Source organism: Streptomyces litchfieldiae (assembly GCF_031845365.1).
Lineage (GTDB): Bacteria > Actinomycetota > Actinomycetes > Streptomycetales > Streptomycetaceae > Streptomyces > Streptomyces litchfieldiae.
In genome coordinates, this window is the sequence record NZ_JAVREL010000002.1 from 211,971 (window position 1) to 233,873 (window position 21,903).

23 protein-coding genes and 2 pseudogenes are annotated in these 21,903 nt (G+C 68.5%); 13 read left to right on the forward strand and 12 right to left on the reverse strand.

Features of this window, described 5'->3' with window-relative positions; translation table 11 throughout:
• Positions 1-75: 75 nt before the first annotated feature.
• From RM590_RS04470 to RM590_RS04490, 6 genes are all read right to left on the reverse strand, one after another.
• The gene (locus RM590_RS04470) at positions 76-906 is read right to left on the reverse strand and encodes an MBL fold metallo-hydrolase (RefSeq protein WP_311703037.1); all 831 of its coding nucleotides are present in this window, start codon (positions 904-906) and stop codon (positions 76-78) included.
• Positions 903-1,715 carry an NUDIX hydrolase gene (locus tag RM590_RS04475; RefSeq protein ID WP_311703038.1) on the reverse strand — a complete coding sequence of 271 codons (813 nt, stop codon included), beginning with the start codon at positions 1,713-1,715 and terminating at the stop codon, positions 903-905. Before RM590_RS04475 ends, RM590_RS04470 begins: the two co-directional genes overlap by 4 nt.
• A gap of 221 nt (positions 1,716-1,936) precedes the next feature.
• Entirely contained in the window at positions 1,937-3,031 is a 1,095-nt protein-coding gene (locus tag RM590_RS04480; protein WP_311703039.1) for a DNA polymerase III subunit beta family protein, read from the reverse strand.
• Between the two features lie 70 nt (positions 3,032-3,101).
• Entirely contained in the window at positions 3,102-3,617 is a 516-nt protein-coding gene (locus tag RM590_RS04485) for a DUF4396 domain-containing protein (protein ID WP_311703040.1), read from the reverse strand.
• Between the two features lie 31 nt (positions 3,618-3,648).
• Positions 3,649-4,056: a DUF742 domain-containing protein gene (locus RM590_RS35955; RefSeq protein ID WP_394813785.1), complete on the reverse strand. Its 408-nt coding sequence runs from the start codon at positions 4,054-4,056 to the stop codon at positions 3,649-3,651.
• 108 nt (positions 4,057-4,164) lie between these two features.
• Positions 4,165-7,323 carry an amidohydrolase family protein gene (locus RM590_RS04490; protein WP_311703041.1) on the reverse strand — a complete coding sequence of 1,053 codons (3,159 nt, stop codon included), beginning with the start codon at positions 7,321-7,323 and terminating at the stop codon, positions 4,165-4,167.
• A gap of 156 nt (positions 7,324-7,479) precedes the next feature.
• On the opposite strand from RM590_RS04490, the pseudogene RM590_RS04495 reads away from it, so the two are divergent.
• The 3 genes and pseudogenes from RM590_RS04495 to RM590_RS36200 form a co-directional block, all read left to right on the forward strand.
• Positions 7,480-7,738 (forward strand): annotated as a pseudogene (locus tag RM590_RS04495) (LacI family transcriptional regulator); the annotation flags it as partial.
• A gap of 635 nt (positions 7,739-8,373) precedes the next feature.
• Positions 8,374-9,861, forward strand: coding sequence for a hypothetical protein (locus RM590_RS04500; RefSeq protein ID WP_311703042.1), 1,488 nt, complete (start codon positions 8,374-8,376; stop codon positions 9,859-9,861).
• A 24-nt stretch (positions 9,862-9,885) separates the two neighbouring features.
• Positions 9,886-10,195, forward strand: a pseudogene (locus RM590_RS36200) (tyrosine-type recombinase/integrase); the annotation flags it as partial.
• A 151-nt stretch (positions 10,196-10,346) separates the two neighbouring features.
• On the opposite strand, the gene RM590_RS04505 reads toward RM590_RS36200, so the two are convergent.
• The 6 genes from RM590_RS04505 to RM590_RS04530 form a co-directional block, all read right to left on the reverse strand.
• Positions 10,347-11,426, reverse strand: coding sequence for an HNH endonuclease (locus RM590_RS04505; RefSeq protein ID WP_311703043.1), 1,080 nt, complete (start codon positions 11,424-11,426; stop codon positions 10,347-10,349).
• Positions 11,427-11,850: 424 nt separating this feature from the next.
• Positions 11,851-12,843, reverse strand: a complete 993-nt coding sequence (locus RM590_RS04510; protein WP_311703044.1) for a DUF3644 domain-containing protein — start codon at positions 12,841-12,843, stop codon at positions 11,851-11,853.
• Between the two features lie 585 nt (positions 12,844-13,428).
• The gene (locus tag RM590_RS04515) at positions 13,429-13,746 is read right to left on the reverse strand and encodes a hypothetical protein (protein WP_311703045.1); all 318 of its coding nucleotides are present in this window, start codon (positions 13,744-13,746) and stop codon (positions 13,429-13,431) included.
• The gene (locus RM590_RS04520) at positions 13,743-13,952 is read right to left on the reverse strand and encodes a hypothetical protein (protein ID WP_311703046.1); all 210 of its coding nucleotides are present in this window, start codon (positions 13,950-13,952) and stop codon (positions 13,743-13,745) included. The genes RM590_RS04515 and RM590_RS04520 overlap by 4 nt, the downstream gene beginning before the upstream one ends.
• Before the next feature lie 140 nt (positions 13,953-14,092).
• Positions 14,093-14,503: an ATP-binding protein gene (locus tag RM590_RS04525; protein WP_311703047.1), complete on the reverse strand. Its 411-nt coding sequence runs from the start codon at positions 14,501-14,503 to the stop codon at positions 14,093-14,095.
• Between the two features lie 46 nt (positions 14,504-14,549).
• Positions 14,550-14,981, reverse strand: a complete 432-nt coding sequence (locus RM590_RS04530) for an NUDIX hydrolase (protein ID WP_311703048.1) — start codon at positions 14,979-14,981, stop codon at positions 14,550-14,552.
• A gap of 87 nt (positions 14,982-15,068) precedes the next feature.
• On the opposite strand from RM590_RS04530, the gene RM590_RS04535 reads away from it, so the two are divergent.
• From RM590_RS04535 to RM590_RS04580, 10 genes are all read left to right on the forward strand, one after another.
• A complete protein-coding gene (locus tag RM590_RS04535) occupies positions 15,069-15,857 on the forward strand; it encodes a GntR family transcriptional regulator (protein WP_311703049.1) in 789 nt (262 codons plus the stop codon).
• Between the two features lie 192 nt (positions 15,858-16,049).
• Positions 16,050-16,400: an SCO3933 family regulatory protein gene (locus RM590_RS04540; protein ID WP_311703050.1), complete on the forward strand. Its 351-nt coding sequence runs from the start codon at positions 16,050-16,052 to the stop codon at positions 16,398-16,400.
• Between the two features lie 2 nt (positions 16,401-16,402).
• Complete coding sequence (locus RM590_RS04545; RefSeq protein ID WP_311703051.1) at positions 16,403-17,758, forward strand: FtsK/SpoIIIE domain-containing protein; 1,356 nt, start codon at positions 16,403-16,405, stop codon at positions 17,756-17,758.
• A gap of 66 nt (positions 17,759-17,824) precedes the next feature.
• Positions 17,825-18,388 (forward strand): DUF2637 domain-containing protein, encoded by a 564-nt coding sequence (locus RM590_RS04550; RefSeq protein ID WP_311703052.1) that lies wholly within the window; start codon positions 17,825-17,827, stop codon positions 18,386-18,388.
• A 12-nt stretch (positions 18,389-18,400) separates the two neighbouring features.
• A complete protein-coding gene (locus RM590_RS04555; RefSeq protein ID WP_311703053.1) occupies positions 18,401-18,577 on the forward strand; it encodes a hypothetical protein in 177 nt (58 codons plus the stop codon).
• Between the two features lie 4 nt (positions 18,578-18,581).
• On the forward strand, positions 18,582-18,773 hold the full coding sequence (locus RM590_RS04560) for a mobile element transfer protein (RefSeq protein WP_311703054.1): 192 nt from the start codon (positions 18,582-18,584) through the stop codon (positions 18,771-18,773).
• Between the two features lie 15 nt (positions 18,774-18,788).
• Entirely contained in the window at positions 18,789-18,983 is a 195-nt protein-coding gene (locus RM590_RS04565; RefSeq protein ID WP_311703055.1) for a hypothetical protein, read from the forward strand.
• A 123-nt stretch (positions 18,984-19,106) separates the two neighbouring features.
• On the forward strand, positions 19,107-20,417 hold the full coding sequence (locus RM590_RS04570) for a replication initiator (protein ID WP_394813800.1): 1,311 nt from the start codon (positions 19,107-19,109) through the stop codon (positions 20,415-20,417).
• Positions 20,414-20,620 carry an excisionase family DNA-binding protein gene (locus RM590_RS04575; RefSeq protein WP_311703056.1) on the forward strand — a complete coding sequence of 69 codons (207 nt, stop codon included), beginning with the start codon at positions 20,414-20,416 and terminating at the stop codon, positions 20,618-20,620. Before RM590_RS04570 ends, RM590_RS04575 begins: the two co-directional genes overlap by 4 nt.
• On the forward strand, positions 20,608-21,870 hold the full coding sequence (locus RM590_RS04580) for a site-specific integrase (RefSeq protein ID WP_449657240.1): 1,263 nt from the start codon (positions 20,608-20,610) through the stop codon (positions 21,868-21,870). Before RM590_RS04575 ends, RM590_RS04580 begins: the two co-directional genes overlap by 13 nt.
• Positions 21,871-21,903: the final 33 nt, after the last annotated feature.

The following is a 21,903-nucleotide window of genomic DNA, read 5'->3' on the forward strand; positions in this document are numbered from 1 at the left end:
ACCAGCCCACGCGCTGAGGTGGCGCGTTGAGGTGGCGCGCGCCCGCTCGCGCAACCCCGAGCACGCGCCCGGCGGTTACACCAACCCGTGCTCCCGCAGGTAGTCGAGCTGTGCCCGCACCGACAGCTCGGCCGCCGGCCACACCGCGCGGTCCACGTCCGCGTACACATGCGCCACGATCTCCGTCGGCGTGCGGTAGCCGTTCTCCACGGCGGTCTCCACCTGGGCCAGCCGGTTCGCCCGGTGCACCAGGTAGTAGTCCACCGCGCCCTGCGCGTCCCGCAGCACCGGCCCGTGCCCCGGCAGCACCGTGTGCACGCCGTCGTCCACCGTCAGCGACCGCAGCCTGCGCAACGAGTCCAGGTAGTCGCCCAGCCGCCCGTCCGGGTGCGCGACCACCGTGGTCCCGCGCCCCAGCACGGTGTCCCCCGTCAGCACCGCGGCGTCGGCCACGATCTGGAACGACAGCGAGTCCGCCGTGTGCCCCGGCGTCGGCACCACCCGCAGCTCCAGCCCGCCCGTGGTGATCACATCGCCCGCGCCCAGCCCCTCGTCCCCCAGCCGCAACGCGGGGTCGAGCGCCCGCACCGGCGTGCCGGTCAGCTCCGCGAAACGCGCCGCGCCCCCGGCGTGATCCGCGTGGCCGTGCGTCAGCAGCGTCAGCGCGACACGCCGGCCGGCCCGTTCCACCGTCTCGACGACGCGCCGCAGGTGCGCCTCGTCGACCGGGCCCGGATCGACGACCACGGCGAGCTCGGCGTCCGGCTCGGCGAGGATCCAGGTGTTCGTTCCCTCCAGCGTCATCAGCGACGGGTTCGGCGCCAGCACGCAGGTGGCCCGTTCCGTCGCGGGCCCGTCCACCGCCCGGGGCATGGGCCGCCCCGGCAGCGCCGACGTCTCGCTCATCGTTTCCGCTCCTCGCCGCCGTCCTCCGCTGTCACGCGCTTCTCGAATTCCTCATACCCGGGCCAGCTCAGCACCACCTCCTCGCCCACCAGCCGGGCGCGCGCCAGCACCGGGGTCAAGTCGCGCCCCGCGGACGCGGCCAGCACCTCGGTGGCCGTGGTGAACGGCAGCAGGCTGCGCAACGTCGCGATGGTCGGCGGCATCATCAGCAGCTCACCGCGGTCGTAACCGGCGACGGCCTCGGCCGGCCGCAGCCAGGCGGTGCGGTCGGCCTCGGTCGAGGCGTTCCGCGTCCGCTGCCCGGCGGGCAGCGCCGCGATGTAGAAGAACGTGTCGTACCGCCGCGCCTCGAACTCCGGGGTGATCCAGCGCGCCCAGCCGCCCAGCAGATCGGCGCGCACGACCAGCCCGCGGCGCGCGAGGAAGTCGGCGAACGACACCTCCCGGGCGACGAGCGCGGCCCGGTCCGTCTCCCAGTCGGCGCCCGTGACGTCCGCGATCAGCTCTCCCGGCGCCGGCCCGGCGAGCAGCACCCCGGCCTCCTCGAACGTCTCGCGCACCGCGGCGCGCAGCACGTCCTGGTCACCGGGGTCGACGGCGCCGCCGGGATACGCGTACGCCCCGGCGGCGAACGCCATGGACGCGCGCCGGCGCAACAGGAACACCTCAAGCCCGCCGCCCGCGCCGTCGCGCACCAGCATGACGGTCGCGGCCCGGCGCGGCGCCACGGGCGTCAACTCGCCCCGGGCGAGCGCGCGGATGCGGTCGGGCCACTCCGGCGGGAACCACTGACCTCCGATTGCTGCCATGACCGGATGCTACGGCTGCTTTCACCGTTGAGGCCGAGTTCCGGTCGTTCGGGCGGCGGCCGATGAACGGTGCCGGTCCCGCGCCGCTGGACGCGCTGGTGCGCCGGGGCGAACGGGCGCGCGCCCGGCGTCGCGCGACGGGTGTGGCCACGGCGGCGGTGATCGCCGCGCGGGCCGCTGCCCCCGGCCGGGGTCCGGACGCCCGCGTGGCGGAGCCCCGGTCAGGCCGTCAGCCGCACCGGCATCAGCATCGAGAAGGTGTCCTCGGCGCCGGAGGGCCGGATGGTCAGTGGCGCGGCAGGGCCGCCGAAGTCCAGGACCAATCGGCCACCGCCCGCGGCGGCGAGGGCCTGGGTGAAGAAGTCCCGGTTCACGACGGTCAGTTCGCTGTCGTCGTCGTTCCCTTCCGCATCCCCGGTCACGGCGATCGTGCCGTCGGCCCGCAGGGCGAGCACGCTGACGGCGCAGGAGACGCCGTCCTGCTCGCGCACATCGGTCCGGACCGGGCCGGTCGCCATGGCGGCCGTCAGGTCCGCCGCGTCGACGACGACCCGCCGCCCGGCCGGCAGCCGGGTGAGGCGTCGGTAATCGGGGAATTCATGGTCGAGTCCCGAGCCGGAAACGCGCCGACCCGCGGCTTCAAGGGCCACCAGGCCGTCGCCCACGGTGAGATCGGCGGTCGCCTCCCCCTCGGTCAGCAACGCCCGCATCGCGTCCACCAGCGGGGTGGGCACGATCACCCGCGCCTCGTCGGGGCCGTTCCCGGTTGCCTCGGCGTGGGCGACGGCCAGCCGGTAGCGGTCGGTCGCGACGACATGAATCGTGTCGTTCATGATGTCGAACAGCACCCCGTGCAGCGTCGGCAGCTCCGGATCGGAGCTCACGGCGAACCGCACCGCGTCGAGCGCGGCTGCCAGTTCGCCGGCCGGCACGATCAGCCGGGCGATGGGAACGGTACGGGCCGAAATCATCTGGTTCTCCCTGCCTTCAAGAATGGCTCGGATCGCGGAGAACTCCTTGCGCGCGTCGGCCAGCCCGGCTTCAAGTCGGCGCAGGTGCGCCTCCAGCAGCCGCAGGACCAGGGTGGCGTCCGTTCCGGACCAGCCCGCCAGCACCAGCCGGACGTCGGCCAGCGGCATCCGGACCTTCCGGAGCCGGGCCAGCAGCCGCGCCTCCGCCAGTTGCCCGTCCGCGTACCAGCGGTAGCCGCTTCCGGGATCCACCCAGGCCGGCACCAGCACCCCCGCGCGGTCGTAGAACCGCAGGGCGGTCACGCTCAGGCCGCTGTCCCGGGCCAGCTCCGCGATACTGCGCATCTCGCTCTCCACCCGGTCACTCTGAGCCGTCCACCAGGTCAAGGGTCAACTCCCCGCCGCCGCCCGCCGGTCAGTGGTGGTACCGGTGCACGACCGCGTGGCCCTTGCCCCGGCCGATCAGCCACTTGTTCACGGGCGTGGTCACCACGAACGCCACCGCGAAGGCGAAGGCCAGCGCGCCCCAGAACAGCCCGTCCGACAGATGCGCCTCCATCGCTCCCGGCACCACCAGCAGGACCCCGTTGTCCACGATTTCCATCACCGTGATGGACAGGGTGTCGGCGGCCAGGGCGACACCGATGGCCGCCCCGAGCGCGACACCGGCCCGGACCACGGCGTACAGGGTGAGCGAGTAGCCGAAGAAGAAGGCCAGCGCGATGGCCAGCGCCATCGTCGGGACAGTGCCCCAGCCCAGCGCGGTGCCTATGACCATGCCGAGCACCTCGCCGATGGCGCAGCCGGTGAGGCAGTGCAGCGTCGCCTTGGCGGCCATCCCCCAGCCGACCGGCGCGGACTGGTGGTGGTGCCCATGCCCGTGCTGGTGGTGCTCGTGGTGTGCGTGGGCGGCGTGCGCGTCGTGCTTCATGTCGTTCCCCAAGGTTCATGATTCATCCGGTTCAAGCCCCGACCGTATACCCCCGGGGGTATCCGCCAAGTGCAATGGGAAACAAGCGTTCCGACCGGTTCCGGTGAGCCCCTCTCACCGCCGGGCTCCCGGACTCGGCGAGACCGGCGACCAGGGTCGCGGCGACCTCTGGGGGAATTGGCGAGCGGCGCGGAAACCGTGGCGATCGACGTGGCTCATGGCACAGCTGGCAGATCCGCTGGTGCTCGGGAAGCCGACCAGACATCTGAGCGGGGCTGGCAGTGGGGCTCACTAGGGCTTCGATGGCCAACTGACACCGCGCGGTCGGTGACCACCGCCAGGACTGGCGTGCGCCCGTACGAGTGGCTGCGCGTATCGGGCTGCACAGCGGCGGCTTCGGCCAGGCTGCCCAGCACGTACTGATGAACAGCGGCGGCATCGCTGGTGCCCCAGCTCGCCCCGAGCTCACGACGGTGCTGACGCGGCGTCCGCGAAGACCGGCCAGGTCCCACTTCCCGACGCGGCTGGCGCTGGGGCAGCGCCAAGGTCAGCAGCAGGAGCGCGACTCGGGCTCCTCGCGGTGCCACCAGAAGCGTTCACGAGCGGGCGCCTGGGGAACGTCGGGGAGCGACGCGTTGCGCACCGCGGCGGGGGCCGCGCTGCGGGCCTCGGCCGCCTCGGCGACGAGGTCGTCCACCCGGTGCACGGTGCCGCCGGTGACGACCTGCCGGACCGCGGCCGCCGCCGCGATGTCCGCCAGCGGGTCGCCCTCGACCAGCGTCAGGTCCGCGAGCTTGCCCGGCTCCACGGTGCCGAGATCGCCGCTGACTCCGAGGGTCCGCGCGCCCCCGGCGGTGGCGGCGCGCAGCGTGTCGCGCGCGCTCACGCCGTACCGCACCATGGCCTGGAGGTTCAGGTGGTAGTAGACGGCTGGCGGGACGAGGGGGCTGTCCGTGCCGATGGCGAGGTGGGCGCCGCCGTCGATCAGGCGGCCGATAGTCTCCGCGTGGCGCCGGACAAAGGCGATCTCCGACGCGGGCTCCTCGGCGAGCGCGGCCTCGACGCCCTCGGCGAACGTTTCGTACTCGGCCGGGGACAGCAGCCCTGTCAGGCGGGGATCGCCCACCGCCCACTCGGCGTACCGGTACAGCGCGGCCCGCACAGCGGGCAGGCCGAGCCCGGAAAGGCCGAGGGTGGGGGTGAGGGACATGCCCGAGGCCGCCAGCGGGCCGGTCACGTCCTGGTAGGTGTGGCCGAGGTGGGTCTCCTTCTGGCGGCGTCCGTAGCGGCTGGTGCCGCCGAGGTGCTCCACGCCGTCCGCGCCGAGGGCAAGCGGGCCGAACAGGTAGTGCGAGGTGGCGGGCAGGCCGAGGCGGTGGGCGCCCTCGATGGCCTGGCGCTGCAACGCGTACGGCAGCCGGACGTACGTCTTGACCAGGTCGTGGCCGAGCGCCGCCGTCTTGGCGAGTTCGCGGCGCAGCTCGTCCTCGTCGGTCACCGGCCGGTTGGCTGGGTAGTAGATCCTCGATCCGTCGATGATGTCGCCCGCCGCGAACAGCCGGGGGCCGGTGCGGCGCCCGGAGTCGACGGCCTCCTTGGCCTCGACCGCGCGATAGTGCGCCGTGCCCGGGGAGCGTAGGGCGGTGACGCCGAAGGACAGCCACAGGCGGCTGGTGGTGTTGCGCTCCCAGGGCCCGTGTTCGTGGAGGGCGATCAGGCCGGGGATGGCGGTGAGGTGGCGGGCGTCCACGATCCGGTCGCCGGGGCGGGTGCGGCTGGTGCCGCGCGGGGATACGTCGGCGATGCGGTTGCCCTCAATGGTGATGTCCACGTCGCGCCGAAGCGCGGCACCGGTGCCGTCGGTGCCGTCCCACAGGGCGCCGACCTGGATCACGGTGCGGCCGGACGGCTTGGCCGGACGCCACGTCAGATGCACCGGGACGGCGCGGGCCCGGCCGCTGTCGGTGGCGTCGGCGAGACGCAGCCGGCCGTCGGAGAGGTAGAGCAGCGAGCGGGAGTCACCGCTCCAGCTCGGGGCGTCCGCCGTCTCCCCGTTGACCTCGCGCGCCTCGCCGGTCGGCAGGCCGGCGTCGTCCACGGCGCTGACCCGCAGGGTGCCGCCGACGACGTACGCCATCCGTCGGCCGTCGGGCGCGTAGACAGGGCCGGCGTCGACGCGGTTGCTGAGCGATACCCCGGGCACCGGCTCGCTGTACTCAGCGCTGCCGGATTCCAGGTCGATGGTGAGGATCTGGTTGCGGCCCTCGCGGTAGCGCGGGGTCACCGGCACCAGGACGGCGGCTGCCAGGTGTCTGCCATCCCCCGAGAAACTGGGGGTTCCCGGGGAGTTGAGGGGACCGGCGACCTTGCGGACATCGCCGCTGACGACATCAACGGTGTGGAGGGTGGCGGAGTCGGCGACGAACGCGACCGTCGAGCCATCCGGGCTGAACGCCGGGGAGGCGGCGCTGCCACCCAGAGCCGTGAGCTGCCGCCGGGTGCCGGTGGCGGTCTCGTACAGCCACAGCTCCACGGCGTCACCGGTGCGGTCGCTGGCGTACACCAAGGTGGCGCCGTCCGGGGACCAGGCGGGCGAGGTGTTGTAGTGCCCGTCGGAGACCACGGCTCGGGGCGCGGTGCCCCGGCGCATGACCCACAAATCGCCGAGGGCGGCGAAGGCGACCTGAGTGCCGTCGGGCGAGAGCGCCGGGCCGACGATGCCCTTGACCTGCCGGGGCGCGGTGCTGTCGAAGTCCCGGGCGGCGGGCCGCTCTTCGAGGCGGGGCACGGTGAGCGTGGCGGTGAACGCGATGTCTTCCGCCGTGCCACCGATCACGCGACGGCGTGGCTTTCCGTCGGCGGCGTACAGCAGCTCATCGCCGGAGATCCAGCGGGCGGGGAGGGGGAAGACATCCTCGCCCTCATCGGTGACGGTCTCGCCGTCGACCACGAGGGCGGTTCCGGTAGAGGTGAGGTGCACGTAGGCCAGGCGCAGGTCCGGCGAGAGGGACGGCCCGGCCAGGAAGCCCTCGGAGGCGGTGGCCAGGGTGCTTCGCCGCCCGGAGGCGTCCACCAGGTCGATGGCCCGGAGGGCGCTGCCAAAGCCCGAGGTGAAGGCGATCGCGGAGCCGTCCGGGGTCCAGACCGGCTGGCCTTCCTGGGCCGTTGACTCGGTCCATATCTCGCTCTCGCCGCCGTCCGGGGACAGCACGTGTATGGCGTAGCGGCCATCGGTCTCCACGGCACAGGCGATCCGGCTGCCGTCCGGGGAGAACCGGGGTTCGCGGTGGTCGGCCGTCCCGGTGCTGAGCTGGCGCAGGCCGGTCCCGTCCATGTTGATGAGCCAGAGGTGGAAGGTGCCGTCGGTGTAGGAGACGAAGACGATCCGACGGCCGTCGGGAGAGAAGTCCGGCTCGGTCGCCTCCTGTTCGATGCCGGTAAGACGGGTGGCCTCGCCGCCGGAGAGGGGGACGGTCCACAGGAGGTTGAGCATGTCGAACGCGATGGTCCTGCCGTCCGGGGAGAGCGCGACCGAGGCGTTGGTCATCTCGGTGACGGTGACCTGCTCCCCTGCGGCCTGGCCGCGCCCGTCGCGGGTGGCCGCCCATGCCCGCGATTCCAGCGCCGTCGCACCGCTGGCCAGCCATACGGCCCCGGCCGCGACCTGCCCTCCGCGCCTTGTGAAGGTACGACGTGTGATGTCCATGCTCCGGCCCCTCAAGGACATTATTATCGGGAGACCGTACGGCGCCGTAGGGGGTGCGGGTACCCGTACGTGACCAACATCACATGAACGTGATCGAGTGGACTCGTGCTTCAGTCGGAGACGCCGGAGTAAACGATGACCATGGGGATGCGAGGCATGGGCTTCGCCGAGAAGCGCGGCAGTTACTGGCGCGGTAGATACAGGTCAGTGAAGGCAAGTACGGTACCGTCGTCAACCTGACAGGTGCGGTGCTCAAGTTCGCCACCAAGCGGGAGGCCAAGGTCCGGCACGGCACCTGGGCGATCCGGCGGCCGGACAGGAAACCTTCGGCGAATACGCCAGCCGCTGGTACGACGCCCAGAACCTGGCTGCGTCCACCATGCAGAACTACCGCCGCCACATCGAGGAGCACCTCACTTTGAGGGGGCTCAAGCCACTCTGGAATCCGGATCGCAAAGTCGGCTCCCAAACGGCTCCCAGGAAGGGGCAAGAAACCACTCAGGGGCCCGACCCGCCATGCGGATCAGGCCCCTGAGCTGGTGTTTCTCTGTCGGGGTGGCGGGATTTGAACCCACGACCTCTTCGTCCCGAACTACGGGCACGGAGGTTGCTGGGGTCTGCCAGGCTGGTCGAACGGTCATCCGTGGGCAGCGAAGGTTGCTGGCGGCCGGGGAGGTTGCTGTACTCGACTGCTGTACAGCAAACGGCTCCGGAGGCCCCTTGAGCCTCAAACGTTTGAGCAGGTCAGGAAGCTAGCTGAGCCCCTGATTGTCTCGCTGGTCCACGAATAGACCGCAGGCATCGGAGATCTGCAGCCGCTCCCAGGGGCTGTACCGGGCCCGTCCTCACCCGTGTAACGATGCGTCAAATGCTGTCATATCGGGCTGGGTTTCCTCCCGGTCTACCTGGCTCGCTGCGATCAACCTCGCCGACCGGGCCGCCCTGTGCGCCTCACAAGGCGCAGGCAGGTCGAGGCGAGCGGGTTACACCGCGTTGACTATTGGGTATCGAGTGGCGTGTGCCGGGGGTGCCGTCGCTTGAGGGGGGAAAATGAGGGTTTCAGAGTATTACAACCTTGGCCGAAGCCAAGGCACTCTGGACTTCGTAGACGTTGACACCGTTAACGATGTCCGGGTCTATATTGATCCGAGCACAATTCGCCACCTCGCTGACGACTGGGGGCGGGAGTGCATCATCATGCTTACCACATTCTTCGACAGTGTCCTTGATTCGGTAAAGGTAGGCGATAAATCCCGCACCACCTATCTCCTCGGGAACCTTGGCGAGCCAAATGAGACTCACCTTGGAATTTCACGTGGGAAGAGCGCCGGTCGCGGCTTTGGGAAGCAAATGAGCGTTGAGTTCGCCGCAAAGCTCGCACAAAGCAAGGCGGCGCAAACTGGACTCATCGAGGATCTAGAGGATACGGCCTTCTTCCTCGATCGAGTCGACAAGGACATCATCTCGGACATTACAACGAACATCATTCGAGGTCCGCTCATCACCTACACCCAGCAGATGGCGGGAGTCCACGGAATCCGCCTGTTCGACGGAATCTCAAGCGGTCCGGTATGGAATCCGCGATCGCTCGAATGGGAGCAGGGGTACACGCAGCTCCCGGTTGCCGACGGCGAAAAACTGCTTCTCGTTCCCAAAGTGATCGTGCGACGTGACATGCACCTCTCCAGGAACGACTACTACAGAAACTATCTTGCCCCGACGCTGCAGGCCGAAGAGGAATCAAACCTAGAGAGTAAGTTGGTTCGCATCCTTAAGGATGGGCGCCGCAAGGTGACCAAGGAAGACATCAGGAAGGAGTATGGAAGCTCAAAGCCGGCCGTAACGAGGGAAACACTGAAGCGCCCTTCGGTTTATGCCCACTATCGCGATACAAAGAAAAGCATAGCCCCAACTCCCATCAGCCACCGAGAGCTGAGCGAAGTGGGAAACACTCCGCTTCCCGACTATGAAGCCCTGCTGCAAGCCGTCTTGGAGACTCCGCCGGGAAAGGCGGACGCAGGGAAGTACCATTCCAATGTCGAAGCTCTTATGACTGCCCTCTTCTATCCCTCCCTCTCCATGCCCGAGATGGAAGAAGAGATCCACGAAGGCCGCAAGCGCATCGACATCTCGTACACAAATAACGCGGTCGACGGCTTCTTTCGGTTCTTGACGCGTCACAAAATCCCGTCAAAGTACGTTTTCATTGAGTGCAAAAACTATGGACACGATGTAACGAATCCGGAGCTAGACCAGTTGTCCTCGCGTTTTTCTCCTCTGCGAGGTCAATTCGGAATTTTGGCTTGCCGGTCCTTCGCGGACAAGTCACGTTTCCTGACTCGATGCCGCGACACTGCACTTGACTACCGGGGCTATGTCATTGCGCTGGATGACGGCGATCTCACTCAAATCGTCGCGGATGTCATGGGTGCGATTAACTGGAAGCCGTCGGACCCGCCGCCGTCCGAGCCTGAGATTCCGCCGCGAATCCACGACTACCCGTTGCTTCATGCCCGGCTAAAGGCGCTGGTCAGCTAATCGAAAGGTTGGCGGAGCGACTTTATAGCACCTCTTCGGTGGCAACGTCTCAAGCAGGCTGCGAAGCGCGAGCGGGCAAGGGAGAACCGGACGGACACCGGCTACGTCCCGCGTCGCGAAGGGCACCGGCCTCCGCGTCGACCCGCCTTCACGACGCCCGACACGGTTCGGCGACGCTCCTCACCGCGTCGGCGTCCGCCCCGCGGTCGTGATGAAGATCCTTGGGCACAGCCTGATCGCCGTGACGATGAACGTGTACACCCACGTGGTCCAGTTCCAGGACACGCAGGGGGAGGCTGTGAGTCGCATGGATCAAAGGCCCCAGACCTTATAGGTCCGGGGCCTCGGCGTCGGTGGACGCGGACAGTTTCGAACCGCCGACATCTGCTTTGTAAGTCCGTCCTAGGGGCTGAGCACCCTGGCGGCCCCGGCGACGGCTTCCGCCCGCAGCCCTCCGGGACCGCCTCTGTGCGCCGACGTTGATGTCAGCGGTGGATGTCAGATCCCGGCTTCGGCATCTGCTCGTCAGCAGCCCTGCGCGGTCGTGCAATGGCTTCCGCGGCACGCCTGTCAGCTGCATGTTTCCGCTCGATGGAGGCCCGCAGCTCCGCAGGGGTCGGCCATGGCGCACGCCGGTGGATCATGCGGTGACAGTTGGCACATATGAGGGCAAGATCGCTGAGCTTGGTCTTCCCCTCTCCCGCTTCGTGCAGCGGCACGACGTGATGGCACTCGATGTACCCGGCACCGCGGTCGCCGTAGACCTGCTCGAAGTCGAACCCGCACGCCTCGCACGCCAGCCGCCCGCCGCGCTGAGTCACAGAAGCGATCTTCTTCTTGCGCAGGTTCTTGTTCCGCTCGCGGGCCTGGTGCCGGCGCATGAGGAGCCGTCCCTCAGGAGCGCTGTAGTCGTCGAACTCCTCGTCGTCGGTCGGCGCAAGGCCCTGCAGCTCGCCGGCCACGATGCCCTGCCGAATGAGCCGCGCGACCTCGGTCATCTCGTCGGGCCGGGCAAGGAACTCCATCAGTACCGCAACGTCCAGGGCGCCCCCGTTGGTGGGCTTGCCCTGGTACTCCGGGTGTCGCGTGGCGATGTCGAACGTCTTCCGCGCCACTCCGTTCGGGTTGCGGAACTTCTCGTTGCGCTCCGCCTCGGCGTGGATGGGAAGCAGCTGGAGCAGACCCGACAGCTCGACCACCCTGGCGTCCTGAGCGTCGAGCCCCTTCCAGCCGTTCTCCATCACGAGCTGACAGGCGAGGATGATCTCGTCCCGGGCCCAGTCAGGATTCTTGACGGCCTTGACCTGGAAACCTGCCCGCTTCAGCCACGCCGCGGCGTGCTCCTTGCCCCCGCTGAACTCGTCGGGCCTGAGGGCCCGCCCCTGATCCCACTGGTGCGCCACGCCGGCTATGGCTTTGGAGTCGTACTCCCGCCCGTCGTGCACCACAACGTACGAGCGGGCCTCTCCAAAGCCGTACCTTGCCAGGAACTCATCCCGACCCAACTCGTCATACTCCGCGATGGCCTTGAGTACGGACCCCTGTGTGATCGCTCCTCTACGCATAACGGCAGCGTATGGCCCGTCACTGACGGCCTCCTACCGCGTGACGCGCCAATGCTGGGCACTGTGCCCCTGGTCATGCGCCGGACGCCCTCTTGCACAGCTCACGCCCGGGCTGCACGGTTTCGTTGATTACTGCTCGCACTGAGGTGCTACAAGGGGGAAGAGCGGTAGTCCATGGCGGGTCTACCTTCGTAGCCGACCTGTTGCCGTTGGCCGCCGTCGGTCACCCCTGAGCTCCCCTCGCTCGACCCACAGACGGCCCAGCCAACGTCGGCCTACATGTCGCGATCCGGGCAACGCCGGCTTCTCGGCCTCTTTCTCCTGGACCGAGGTGAGAGCCCTACTGCTCTTGGAGCGTCATCGGGAGCGCCGTCCCCGATGCCGACTCCTCCCGCAACTCCGAGTGAAGTCAGGTGCTGGAGCTCTACTTACGAAAGCTGGCAGAATATTCTTCTTTGGCCTTCCCGATCTGAGCTTCAGTTAGGCGATTGAAGTACTGAATCGCCTCGGGTGACCACTTGACGAGGTTGGCATCCTTGTCACGCCAGCAGTATCTGGGCTCCTCACGCATTTCGTGAACAAACGTCACGGCCTGCCACTCGTAACTGGTGGTCGAACGCTTCAGCTTCGGCAAGACATCCTTCTGCCGGTACGGATGTGAAACGTTCGGGTCCACCTTCCGGGAGACCACGACGGAATCGGCAAGGTCCTCGGAGGTGACGCCAACAACGATGTCGGATCGGTCGATCTTCTTCACGGACTGGAGTGACACATCGAACACAGTGAGGAGACGTTCAGTGTCAATCCCATCCGACTCCAGGGTATCAGCCCTCTCCTTCAGATACGCCAAGAAGTCTTGCACCGCACGGCTCTTCGGCGAAGACTCTGGAGAGCCTTTCATGAATTCGACCGGGTCTATCGGATTCTCAATACCCAGAGGCATGATGCGGCAGGTGATCTCGTCAGCAATGTCCTTCCCGAAGACATGCGAAGCGAGATCCCGATAGCTCAATATGGCCGTCTGCGCCAGGGAATATATGAGCCCCGAGAACGCCCTTTCGTTATAGAAGTGCACGGCACTATTACGATAGGTGCCGAGAATTTCAATGTTCGCGTCAACCGCTTGGGAGGGTATAGACCTCGGCCATAGCGAGCTGTTCGCCGCCACCTTAAAGGCATCCTGACAGGTGAGGGTTCGATAGGGCTCACCCCGCTTTTTGGGGTAGTAAATACGCGAACCCGACTTCGACACGATCGCTTTCAAGAGAAGCTCCCACGCATTCATCAGGAGAATGACGAAAACTTCATCCCTGTACTCGAAACGCGGCTTATTGTATATCTCGATAGCGCCAACCATCGCGGCCTTGCTGTTACCAAACAGTCGACGCGAAGACCCCTGATAGTTCAACCAGACCACCGCCGATCCAACCCGCCCCGCCCTGAGACGGCTCCTCACGTGCAGAGTACGCCCGTGAGGAGACGGCGTTGAGCGGATTTGTCTCGGCTGACTTCGAGGTCACGCTGAGAATACTGTGACCCGATGGCTGTGCGTTGCCGGGTGGCTTCGCCGCCGCAACGGTCCTGGCACCCATCCCGTCTGCCGTCGACCCACACACCGTGGAGCGGGCGCGGGTCCTGGCGTCCAGGTGGAGCGCGCCACTGTACGAACGACCTGGACGCCAGGACCCGTGTCTGCTCGGCTCCGCCTGGGTCGACGGCAGGCGGGATGGGCCCCCACGCTCAGCACGACTTCCCGCAGCCGACCGCGGCCCCTCACCATCCCGGAGCCTGAGCGCCCCCCGCCGGAGGCATCGTCTCTGACCTGCACTCCGAGCCATCACCCTGGCCACAGTGAGCTTCCTCGCCCATCAACCCCGAGCCGTCAGGCGTGCGGGCAGGCGGCCGGGCCGGAGCGGGGCGGAGACAGGAGCGGCGGCCCGGACGACAGGCCGCACGCGCCGCGCTGTGCGCGGCGACTTGAAGTCGTAGAGAAGGTTGTAACTCACCTGCTCTGCCGGCGGTGTGGGCGTTGTCGGTCTCGTTCGATCTCGTGGGCGATGGTCTCAGCGCAGTCCAGGACGAGTCGAAGCTTGGTGAGGATGTCTCGGCGGGCCTGGTTGATGAGTTCGTAGTGGTCGGGGCTGTCGCCGCGTGGTGCCCATAGGCCGCGGTGGCCGTGTTCGTTGACGGCGTTGCGGCAGTACTGGATGACCGCGTTCATGGCTACGCGGAACTCGTCGCGGTAGCCCTGTTCGATCTCGGGACGTAGCGGCGGCTCGTGGTCCTGGTCGTCGTTGCCGGTGGGGTGTTGGGTGGTCATGGTGCCTGCTTGGGGAGTGCGGTGCGGCTGGCGGGGCGGGCGGACAGCAGGTAGCGGAGGCTGTCCTCGTGGATGGTGTGGGCGTAGAGCTCGCCGTGCGCCAGGAGGGCCAGGGCGCGTTCGTGCTCGGCCTGGTCAATGAGCCAGTGGCGCACGATGGCGGCGGCCGGTGGGTTGAGTTGGTCTGCGATGTGGCCTGCGCGCATGTGGAGCCACCGCATCGCGAGGCGGGGTGTGGCTGCGGGCTGTGAGCCAAGCCAGAAGGTCCGGTGCCCATGGGGGGAGTGGGCGATCGTTTCGCACCAGAAACCCAGGCGAAGTTCGAGACGCATCGCGCGGGCCATGGTCAACATGCCCTGTGCCTCCATTCTTTGAAACGGAGTTCGGCGGTGACGGTGTGGCCTCGATGATCGCCATCGATCGTCACGATGTGGGCGTAGGCGTGCACGAGGGCCAAGCCTCGACCGCCCGGGCTGTCGGCCTCTGGGCGCGGGATGTGGGGGCGGGTGGTGGTGCCTCCCTTGTCGGCTACCGCGATGGCGATGCCTTCGGAGGAACGGACGAGGGTGAGGCGGAAGCCGCCGTTGGCGTGGGTCAGAGCGTTGGTGCCGAGTTCGGTGACGATCAGGGCGACGTCGTCAGCCCAGGGATCGCCCTCGAAGATCTCGCGGACGAAGAGGCGGACTCGGGGGATCTCCTCGGGGATATCGCGGCAGGTGACTACCCAGACACGCAAGTCACTCATATACTCGTGCATACAAGTTGCTTTCTGCTGGTAGACGGTTATGGGCAGGTCGGTTGTGCTAGATGAGTTTCACGCCGTCGTGGGCGCGGATGGCCGGCGGGTTGGCCGCGTCCATGGCGTCCAGGACGCGGACGGCGTATGCCTCGTCGGCGAGCTGGCTGACTTCGTCGCGGGTGGCCCAGCGGACGGCCTTGGTCTCGGCGCCGGTCGTCGCGCTTCCGCCGAGTGCTTCGCAGCGGAAGACCATGGCGATGATCAACGCGTTCATGTTCTTGTAGATGCCGGTGAGCGTGGCCGGGTGGGCGATCTTGATGCCGGTCTCTTCGAGGACTTCGCGCTCAAGGGCTTCGGGGATGGTCTCACCAGCTTCGAGGACTCCGCCCGGCGGCTCCCAATGCCCGTTGTCGCGTCGCTGGATCAGCAACGCGCGGCCGGCGTCGTCGATGATGACTCCGGCGACGCTCACGGAGTGCGGGCGCTGGGTGCTCATGGTTCTCGATCCTCACGGCTGGCTAGGCTTTCCACCGTAGCAACAGAACTTGGCATCTCGTCTAGATACCTAAAGGAGTAATCGGCTATGGCCGCTATCCCCTCCGGCGTGCTGGGCGCGCTGGATTCCACCAGCGACCGGGCGGTGTTTCGCCAGATCGCTGATCAGCTGCGGGAAGCGATCGACAAGGGACGGTTCAAGGAAGGTGCCAAGCTCCCGTCCGAATCCGAGCTGGTGGAGCACTACGGCGTCTCCCGCATGACCGTGCGCAACGCGCTCTCCGTCCTCCAGGGTGAGGGCCTGGTGCACTCCGAGCACGGCAAGGGTGTGTTCGTCCGGCCCCGTCCGCCGGTGCGGCGGCTGGCCTCCGACCGGTTCGCCCGGCGCCACCGCGACCAGGGCAAGGCGGCCTTCACCGTGGAAGCGGAAGCCGCGGGAAGTCACCCGGAAGTGGACAGCCTGGAAGTCAAGGAAGAACGCCCCACGCAGGATGTGTCCGCGCGGCTGGGTGGTCCGCGTCGGGTGCTGGCTCGACGGCGGAGGTATCTGCTGGACGGGCGGCCGGTGGAGTTCGCCACCTCCTACCTCCCGCTCGACATCGCCCGGGGCACCCCGATCGCCGAGCCCAACCCCGGGCCCGGCGGCATCTACGCCCGACTCGAAGAACTCGGCCACCGGCTCGACCACTTCGAGGAAGAGATCCGCGCCCGGATGCCCACCCCCGGAGAGGTCAAGTTCCTCCGCCTGGCGGCCGGCGTCCCCGTGATCCACCTGATCCGCACCGCCTTCGACACGGAGGGGCGGCCGGTGGAGGTGTGCGACACGGTGATGGCGGCTGACGCCTACGTGCTCGCCTACCAGCTGCCGGCGACGTAGCCGCCTCGGGTCACAGGGCGTGAGCTGCGGGAACGGCGACTCGTACACGCCACCACGCATACTCGTATAGACGAGTGGGCGAGTGTGTGGCATGCTAGATACCGTCATCACCCGCGAGGGGTCGACACGACACATCTTGTCTAGACGACTAGCTGCCCGTCGTGTCGGTCCCATAGCTCAAGGAGAGTTACGTTGCGTTCCATTCGAGTCGAGACCTCCGCCGCCACGATCCTGCTCACTGAGGCTCCGGCCCCGAAGGTGCGGGACCGGCAGACCGGGGAGATCGCCAAGGACGCCGTCAGCGGCGAGACGTTGATGCGGATCGGCGTCGTCTACATCGAGGATGGTGAGTCCTCGCTGATTCAGGTCACCGTTCCTGAGAGTGGTGTTTCCGAGGGGCTGGCCCTGGGTGCGCCGGTTGCCCTTCCGGGTTTGGTGGCTCGGCCGTGGGAGTCGGTGTTCAACGGGCAGCAGCGGCACGGCATCGCCTTCCGCGCCGCTGCCGTGACTCCGGCGGCCTTCCCCGTCGCTGTGGGGGCCTGAACATGTCCGAACTACTTTCGGTGTTGGGCGTGGGTGGGTCGGTCGCCGTGGTCGGCGGCTCGGCCGTCTACGCCCGGCATCGGCACCCGGCCCTTTACTGGTCGACGGTTGGGCTGCCGTTCTCCGCCGGCCGGCTGCTGGGCTCGTACGGGTCTGTGATGGAGGCGTGCGGGCTGACCGTGCCTCCTTCTCGCCTGCGGGCCTTGGCGGTGCGTGCGGCGACGCGTCGTGAGGTGCGGCCGGTCCCGCCTCGGCGGGGGCTGCTGCGTCCCACCTCGACCGGGCTGCGGCTTCGGCTGCGGCTCGCTCCGGGGCAGGAACCGGCGGATGTCGCCGCCTCGGCCGAACGCCTCCGGCACGCCTGGGGCGTGCACGCCGTGCACGTTGCCGAGATCAAACCGGGGACGGTCGAACTCCGGCTGGTGGGCTTCGACGTGCTGCGGGACGTCCGCATGCCGCGCAAGACCAGCGGCGGGCATCTGCGGGTGCCGGTCGCGTTGCGGGAGGACGCCACGGCGTTCGTCCGTGACTACCGCACGGTTCCGCACGGGCTCACCCTCGGCGCCACGCTGTCAGGGAAGTCTATGTACCTGCGGCACCTGCTCTCCGGCCTGGCCTCGCAGGATGTCGCGCTGGTGGGCATCGACTGCAAGCGCGGGGTCGAGTTGGCGCCGTTCGCCCCGCGCTTGTCGGCGCTGGCCACAGATCCGGAGCAGGCGGCCGAGTTGCTGCCGGTGCTGGTCGCGTTGATGGATCAGCGGTACGACCTGATACGCGCCCGGCAAGGCATACCGGCCAGCACCCCGGACGAGGAGATCACCTCCGACATCTGGGGCCTGCCCGAGTCAGAGCGGCCGGTGCCCGTGGTCGTCTTCGTGGACGAGGTGGCCGAACTCTTCCTCATCGCGACCCGGAAGGACGAGGAACGGCGGGACGAGATGGTCACCCAGCTCGTTCGCCTCGCCCAACTCGGCCGGGCCGCCGGCATCTACCTCGAAGTCTGCGGCCAGCGCTTCGGCGCGGAGCTGGGCAAGGGCGCGACCATGCTGCGGGCCCAGTTGACCGGCCGGGTCTGCCACCGCGTCAACGACGAAGCCTCCGCCAAGATGGCGCTGGGCGACATCGCGCCCGAAGCGGTGGCCGCCGCCTGTGCCATCGCCCCCGAACGTCCCGGCCTGGCCGTCGCCGGGGACACCTCCGGCGGCTGGACCCGCATCCGCACCCCCTACCTGTCCCTCGCCGATGCCGCTGCCCGCTGCGCGGCCTCCGCGCACCTCGTGCCGAACCTGACAGCGCTCAAGCCCTTCGCGCCGGTGATCTCCGCTCCGGTCGTCGAGGCTGACGGCACCGCCGCCTGATCCACCCCACCCCATCGCCATGGCAGCAGTACCGCCATGCCCGAAACAGGAAGGAGGCTCCCTGACGTGCGCGCTCATCTGGCTCGCGTTGACGCCGTCCTGGTCCAAGCCGTCATCGCCGCCGCGCTGTCCTTCGCGCACATCCACGACCTGGCGGAAGCCGCAGGGCAAGGCGGCTGGAAAGCCTGGGCCTATCCCGTCTCCGTTGACCTGCTCCTCGTCGCCGCCTGGCGACGCCTACGGACCAGCGACACGGGCAAGACGGCCGGCTGGTGCTGGTTCCTCGTCGCCCTCGCCGCCTCCCTCGGCGCCAACGTCGCCACCGCCGGCCTCCTCGACCTGAACGACGTCCCCGTCTGGCTACGCATCCTCGTCGGCGGCTGGCCGGCCGTCGCCTTCCTCGGCGGCACCCTCCTCGCCCACACCACCACCGACACACAGCCGGAAGCCCCCAAGACCGTCCCCGAACGGCCGCCGCTGGCCGTACCGGCCGCGCTCCTCGAACACGCGCGGAAGGTCGCCGCCGAACACCACGCACGCACCGGCAAGCCAATCGACACCGCGACCCTCCGCGCCCGGCTTGGCGTCCCTTCCCCGGTCGCGGAAGCCATCGCAACCCACCTCGTCTAAAGGAGGCGCCCCGTGCTCGGACGCGAACCAACCGCCAGTGAATACCTCGACGCCGCACGCGAGATGGCCGCGACCGGCCGCCCCACCCTCGCGCGACTGCTCGCCGAGGAAGCCGCCGAACGCACCACCGACCCGCAGGAAGCCGCCCGGATCCTTCAGAGGTTTCCTCCACTCGCCCGAGAGGACTGAAGCCATGTCCCGCCTGCGCCGCTTCCGCAACGTCGTCCGCATCGGCCCCGTTCGAGTCGGCACCGCCAACGACAACCGGGGCCGCGAAAAGCACACCGCCGCCTGCACCGCGCCGCGCTGTGGCTTCTCGACTGAGTACGACACCCGGTCCGCCGCCGAGCTCGCCGCCCGTACCCACCGCTGCCCCATCACCTGACAGGAGTCGTCTGCCATGAACGTGAGCCTGCCGCTCGTCGTGATCCTCGGCCTGATCGCGTGGGGGGCCGTGCGCTTCCTCGGCGTCCGCCCCTGGCTCGTCGTCGTGATCGGCCTGTTCGGCTTCTACCTCGCCGACACCATCGCCGCCCCGGTCATCGACTCCGGCACACGCTCCGGCGTCGAGATCATCAACGACCAACACGACTAGACAACTAGCCCACTCGTCGACGTGAACGGCCCGGGGCGGCCTCGATACCGCCAAGCATCCGCCGCCCCGGGCCCACTCCCGCAAAGGAGAGGTCCCATCATCACCCGCACCACCCCGCCCCCGCTGCCCGAACTGCGGAAGCTGGCCGAGCTGGGCGACCTGCCCACCCTCGCACGCCAACTCTCCGGACTCGGCGGCTGCACCCGGCCCATCCGCCTGGCCGGCCACCGCACGGAACACCACCTCGACACCACAACCGGCGAAATCGGCTGTGTCCTGCACCACCTCGACTCCGCCGACCTGCCCGCCGGCCACCTCCTCACCCGCTGCAACAACCGCCGCGCCACGCGTTGTGCGGCCTGCGCGGAGACCTACCGCCGCGACACGTTCCAGCTGATCACCGCTGGCCTGAAGGGCGGCAAGGGCACCCCGGAGCGCGTCGGGACACATCCGCGTGTGTTCGCGACGTTCACCGCGCCGAGCTTCGGCCCGGTTCACAACCGGCCCAGCGGCCGCCCGGCCTGCCGGTGCGGCGTCGCGCACGACCAGGAGGACGAGGAGCTTGGGGCACCGATCGATCCGGATCGGTATGACTACGAAGCCGCGGTGCTGTGGAACGCCCATGCCGGTGCGCTGTGGCGGCGCTTCACCGTGTACTTGCGGCGGGAGATCGCCAAGCGCGCCGGACTCACCCAACGGGCGTTTTCCCGGCATGCGCGGGTGTCGTTCGCCAAGGTCGCCGAGTACCAGAAGCGTGGCGCCGTCCACTTCCACGCCGTCATACGCCTCGACGGCCCTGCCGGCGGCGATACCCCGCCCCCGGGCTGGGCGTCGGCCGAGCTGCTGACCGATGCCATTCGGGCCGCCGCCTCGGCCGTGACCGTGGCCGGGCCGGTCGTCGACGGGCGGGCCCACCGCTTCGCCTTCGGGCGCCAGCTCGACGTTCGCGCCATCCGCAGCGCCGAGTTCGACGGCGGCCAAGAGCTGACCGACCGGGCCGTGGCCGGCTACATCGCCAAGTACGCCACCAAAGGCGCCGAGACCGCCACCGGCACCCTTGACCGGCCGTTGCGGTTCCTCGCCGAACTCGCCCCGCTCGACATCTCCGAGCACGCACGGCGGCTCATCAAGGCCGCGTGGACCCTCGGCGCCCGGAAGGACCTGGAACACCTCCGACTGCGCGCCTGGGCCCACATGCTCGGCTTCCGGGGCCACTTCTCCACCAAATCCCGCCGCTACTCCACCACCCTCGGCGCACTCCGCGACGCACGCGCCCAATGGCGACGCCAACAAGCGGGCGAACACGGGCCCGAGGAGACCACGCTCGTCGTCGCCCACTGGGCCTACGCCGGAACCGGCCTCACCGCTGCTGAGGAATGGCTCTCCGCCTCGCTCGCTCCCGCCCCCGGAACCGAAGGAGAACCCACGCGATGACCGCGATCACGCGGAAGTGGCACACCACCGCTGAGGTCGCCGCCATGCTCGGCTTCGGCCTGTCCAAGACCAAGATGCTCGTCCTCACCGGCGAGATCCGTTCCGTCAAGGTCGGCCGCAACCGCCGCATCCTCCCCGCCTGGGTGGACGAGTACGTGGAGCGCTGCACCACCGACACCAACACGGGGGAGTGGGCGGCATGAGCGGCAAACGCGGGAACGGCGAAGGCTCCATCTACCCCTACCGCAACGGCTTCGCCGCCTACGTCTGGGTCACCACCCCGGAAGGGAACCGCAAGCGCAAGTACGTCTACGGACCGACCCGGACAGTCGTCCACGAGAAGTGGATCAAGCTCCACGCGGAAGCCGCCAAGGGGGCGGTGGCAACCGCCGTTCCGACAGTGGGCAACTACCTCGCCTACTGGCTCCGGGAAGTGGTGGAGCCCAACCTCCGGCCGCTGACCGCAGCGACCTACGAGACGAACGTCCGGCTGTACATCCTTCCGTTCCTGGGTTCGAAGCGGCTGGACCGGCTGAGCGTCCGGGACCTCCGAACGTGGATGAACAAGCTCGCGGAGACCTGCCAGTGCTGCGCGCAAGGCAAGGACGCCGCGCGGCCGGAGAAGAAGCGGCGGTGCTGTGCGCGTGGGCAGTGCTGTGGCCGGACGTTGTCCAAGCGGTCGGTCAACGACGCCCGGACCGTGCTGCGGAGCGCGCTCGGCAACGCGGTTGTTGAGGAGCTGATCGCCAAGAACGTCGCCCAGATGATCAAGGTGCCTCGGGCCCGGCGGAAGAAGCCCGAGCCGTGGTCCGTCGAGGAAGCCTGTGGCTTCCTGGAACGAGCGGAAGCGGAACGGGATTACCTCTACGCGGCCTACGTCCTGGTCCTCGTGCTCGGCCTCCGCAAGGGAGAGGTCTTGGGGCTTACCTGGTCGGACGTGGCCCTCGACGCGGCCGAACTGCGAGTCCGGCACCAGCTTCAGCGGGTCCGCCGGCAGCTCATCCACTCGGACGTGGCCAAGACGGAGGCGTCGGAGGCGGTGCTCCCGCTGCCTGACATCTGTGTCACGGCTCTTCGGGCCCGGCAGAAGGACCAGGCGGCGGCGAAGGAGGCGGCCGGGGAGATGTGGCACGGCTCGGACCTGGTGTTCACGACGCGCTACGGCACCCCGATCGATCCGAGGAACTTCAACCGGGAGTTCGTGCGACGCTGCGAGCGGGCCGACGTCCGCGTGATCCGGGTGCACGACACCCGGCACACCTGCGGGTCGCTGCTGGCGGCGATGGACGTGCACCCGCGCATCGCGATGCAGATCCTCCGGCACTCCGAGATCGCGGTCACCATGGAGGTCTACACGCACATCCCGTCGAAGGAGACGCGGCGGGCGTTGCGCAAGCTGGGCAAGGCCCTCGGTCGCAAGCCGAAGGAGGGGAAGGGGCGGCGGGGGCCGTAGCGGTTGCTGTACTCCGCTGCTGTACGCAACGCC

Coding starts and splice junctions, on each gene's coding strand:
- RM590_RS04470 (WP_311703037.1), bottom strand. CDS start 906: ATGAGCGAGACGTCGGCGCTGCCGGGGCGGCCCATGCCCCGGGCGGTG.
- RM590_RS04475 (WP_311703038.1), bottom strand. CDS start 1,715: ATGGCAGCAATCGGAGGTCAGTGGTTCCCGCCGGAGTGGCCCGACCGC.
- RM590_RS04480 (WP_311703039.1), bottom strand. CDS start 3,031: ATGCGCAGTATCGCGGAGCTGGCCCGGGACAGCGGCCTGAGCGTGACC.
- RM590_RS04485 (WP_311703040.1), bottom strand. CDS start 3,617: ATGAAGCACGACGCGCACGCCGCCCACGCACACCACGAGCACCACCAG.
- RM590_RS35955 (WP_394813785.1), bottom strand. CDS start 4,056: ATGCCGCCGCTGTTCATCAGTACGTGCTGGGCAGCCTGGCCGAAGCCG.
- RM590_RS04490 (WP_311703041.1), bottom strand. CDS start 7,323: ATGGACATCACACGTCGTACCTTCACAAGGCGCGGAGGGCAGGTCGCG.
- RM590_RS04500 (WP_311703042.1), top strand. CDS start 8,374: ATGAGGGTTTCAGAGTATTACAACCTTGGCCGAAGCCAAGGCACTCTG.
- RM590_RS04505 (WP_311703043.1), bottom strand. CDS start 11,426: ATGCGTAGAGGAGCGATCACACAGGGGTCCGTACTCAAGGCCATCGCG.
- RM590_RS04515 (WP_311703045.1), bottom strand. CDS start 13,746: ATGACCACCCAACACCCCACCGGCAACGACGACCAGGACCACGAGCCG.
- RM590_RS04520 (WP_311703046.1), bottom strand. CDS start 13,952: ATGCGCGCAGGCCACATCGCAGACCAACTCAACCCACCGGCCGCCGCC.
- RM590_RS04525 (WP_311703047.1), bottom strand. CDS start 14,503: ATGCACGAGTATATGAGTGACTTGCGTGTCTGGGTAGTCACCTGCCGC.
- RM590_RS04530 (WP_311703048.1), bottom strand. CDS start 14,981: ATGAGCACCCAGCGCCCGCACTCCGTGAGCGTCGCCGGAGTCATCATC.
- RM590_RS04535 (WP_311703049.1), top strand. CDS start 15,069: ATGGCCGCTATCCCCTCCGGCGTGCTGGGCGCGCTGGATTCCACCAGC.
- RM590_RS04545 (WP_311703051.1), top strand. CDS start 16,403: ATGTCCGAACTACTTTCGGTGTTGGGCGTGGGTGGGTCGGTCGCCGTG.
- RM590_RS04560 (WP_311703054.1), top strand. CDS start 18,582: ATGTCCCGCCTGCGCCGCTTCCGCAACGTCGTCCGCATCGGCCCCGTT.
- RM590_RS04565 (WP_311703055.1), top strand. CDS start 18,789: ATGAACGTGAGCCTGCCGCTCGTCGTGATCCTCGGCCTGATCGCGTGG.
- RM590_RS04575 (WP_311703056.1), top strand. CDS start 20,414: ATGACCGCGATCACGCGGAAGTGGCACACCACCGCTGAGGTCGCCGCC.